We start from the raw sequence: 2,240 nt of genomic DNA, 5'->3' as shown, positions 1-2,240 counted from the left end.
AGGTGCGAAACGACATTAAATCGTACAAATAACACAAAAAGCAATCCTACGGCGAATAGGATTGCTTTTTTTTACACTAGTTGCGACTCCTAGCGTGTGTGTTGATAGCAGCTTACTTTCGGTTATCGTCTTCCTCGTCCAACACACGAGAAATCATTTCCAGAACCAATCCTACAAAGATCGGTGCGATAACCAACGACATTAAATCTTTCACAAATAACACACCTCCAATCGAGGCGAGCTGCCGTATTAATTATATCATAGATTGAAATTCTGCCAATTCAATAATAAAACATTCAACAATTTATCTAGCTGTTCTATGATCTTTTCTAAGCGTGTAAACTCGTTTACACCAGGAACATTTATACTTGTTTGAGTCACTCGTAACTCTGCTTGCTAGACAGCCACAGCTGCATTCTACATAAGCCACTTGGCGGACGCTGTCTCCTAGAGGAATAATGGTACCATTATAATCATATGCCTTCATTACGAAACCCCCAATCGCTAAAATACTCATCTAACTTTTTCTGCTCTTTTTTTGACAAAGTAAGGGAGACCAAACCTTGAAAAGGGTTTGAATTTACTCTTTCTTCTTGTTTTATTCTACTAGAATGACGATACATACACACGAAGTCAATTTCTTCTATACTATAGGAATCTTCACCAATTATTATTTTGTTTTCTTCCGCATATCCTCGAAAAGTTCCTATAACTGGTCTAGGAAAAGGATTGGTTTCTGAAGACATAAGTAATAAATATAATGGCTTATTTTGTTTGATTGAGCGAAAAAAATAAGAAGAAAATTCTTTTCTATTTTGCTTCATTTGGTTGTACCTAAGCCAACAGTTCCACCTGCATGGCCACCAACAAGGCTTGCTCGTGAAATTGCTGTGGCGCCTTCCATCAGTGAAGAAGCATGTATCAGTGCTTTAAACCCAAATTTCTGACGTATTTTATCAATAAGAAAATACATATCCGTTTCATGAATTTGCTCCTCCGGAACAGAAAATAAATCCAGCTGTAAATTTTTGTTCCATACAAGACGGCCATAGGATACTCCTAAATTTCGTACGTCGACCCCTGGTGCGTAATTCTCTTCAAAAAGACGCAGTACATGTTCAGTCAAGACTTTTGTGTTATTACTTGGTTCTACTTTCATTTGTCTACGCCAGCCGGTTTGGCCGTATTTGTCTGTCTGACCTTTTGAGTAGCCAACAAACAAAGAGACACAGGTTGTCTGACACGATGCCATGCGTAAGCGACTAGCAACCTGGTCCGACAATTCCTTCAAAACCAATTTTATTTGTTCTTTATTTGCATAATCTTTGGGTAAGACCTGACTATTACCAAATGATTTTTCTGTTGGTCGTCCCGCTTTTTGCCCTAAAAAACTACGATCTATGCCCCATGAGTGCGCGTACAGCTGTAGCCCCATGATACCAAAACGCTCTTTTAACATGTAGGGTTCAATGTGCGCTAGGTCATAAATGGACCGAATACCTAGCTTTTTTAAGCGAGCAGCCATGCGATTTCCTATCCCACAAAATTCTGTAAGAGGGGAGATTGGCCAAACTTTTTTTGGCACATCTTCATAGCGCCATTCAGCTACAAATCCTGGTGCATTCTTTGCTTCATTATCCAATGCTAACTTGGCCAGCAACGGATTTTCCCCAATTCCGATTGTTACATATAATCCCATATGATTATAAATCACACGTTGAATAATCTTGGCCAGTTTATAGGCGGTGTCACACTTAAAATAGGTCAGCGAAGCAGTCACATCAAGAAACGATTCATCGACACTGAATACAGAATGATCTTCATCAGAAACAAAGCGTTTATATAAATTGTTAATTTCTTGATTTTTCTTCATGTACAATTTCATGCGTGGAGATACAATAATTAAGTTCGGGTGGTCCGGAACTTCATTTTTCCTTGTAACATTGGAAATGCCTAATACTTTTTTTGCCATAGGGGAAGCAGCGAGTACCAGGCCACCCGAATTTTCAGAATTGCTCATGACCACAAGCATTGTCTTCAATGGATCAAGTCCACGTTCTACGCATTCCACGCTAGCATAAAAACTTTTTACGTCGATACAAAGCACATCACGACTGGGTTCTTTCGTATAATCGAACGTCAAATTCATCCAAAATCCCTTCTTTCTACTAACTCATTATACGAACTAATGTTCTCTTTGACAACTAGTAAAATTCAGTTTTCCGTATTTTTTTATACAC

At 38.7% G+C, this 2,240-nt stretch carries 4 protein-coding genes; all 4 read right to left on the bottom strand.

Going from position 1 to position 2,240, the window contains the following annotated elements:
- Window positions 1-112: 112 nt before the first annotated feature.
- The 4 genes from HMPREF2810_RS15060 to uvrA all read right to left on the bottom strand — a co-directional run bounded on the left by HMPREF2810_RS15060 (window position 113) and on the right by uvrA (window position 2,149).
- The gene (locus tag HMPREF2810_RS15060; RefSeq protein ID WP_154082327.1) at window positions 113-214 is read right to left on the bottom strand and encodes a type I toxin-antitoxin system Fst family toxin; all 102 of its coding nucleotides are present in this window, start codon (window positions 212-214) and stop codon (window positions 113-115) included.
- Between the two features lie 90 nt (window positions 215-304).
- Entirely contained in the window at window positions 305-517 is a 213-nt protein-coding gene (locus tag HMPREF2810_RS15950; RefSeq protein WP_002360669.1) for a hypothetical protein, read from the bottom strand.
- Window positions 474-824, bottom strand: a complete 351-nt coding sequence (locus tag HMPREF2810_RS00010; RefSeq protein ID WP_070635582.1) for a UvaF — start codon at window positions 822-824, stop codon at window positions 474-476. Before HMPREF2810_RS00010 ends, HMPREF2810_RS15950 begins: the two co-directional genes overlap by 44 nt.
- Complete coding sequence (gene uvrA / locus HMPREF2810_RS00005; protein ID WP_002370254.1) at window positions 821-2,149, bottom strand: ultraviolet resistance protein UvrA; 1,329 nt, start codon at window positions 2,147-2,149, stop codon at window positions 821-823. The genes HMPREF2810_RS00010 and uvrA overlap by 4 nt, the downstream gene beginning before the upstream one ends.
- Window positions 2,150-2,240: the final 91 nt, after the last annotated feature.

The organism is Enterococcus sp. HMSC078F03 (assembly GCF_001811595.1).
GTDB lineage: Bacteria > Bacillota > Bacilli > Lactobacillales > Enterococcaceae > Enterococcus > Enterococcus faecalis.
The sequence above is the reverse complement of the archived record's forward strand: the minus strand, read 5'-3'. Positions and strand labels throughout refer to the sequence as shown.

Bases quoted from the DNA above. Each gene is read 5' to 3' on its own strand.
- HMPREF2810_RS15950 (WP_002360669.1), bottom strand. From the start codon at position 517: ATGAGTATTTTAGCGATTGGGGGTTTCGTAATGAAGGCATATGATTAT.
- HMPREF2810_RS00010 (WP_070635582.1), bottom strand. From the start codon at position 824: ATGAAGCAAAATAGAAAAGAATTTTCTTCTTATTTTTTTCGCTCAATC.
- uvrA (WP_002370254.1), bottom strand. From the start codon at position 2,149: ATGAATTTGACGTTCGATTATACGAAAGAACCCAGTCGTGATGTGCTT.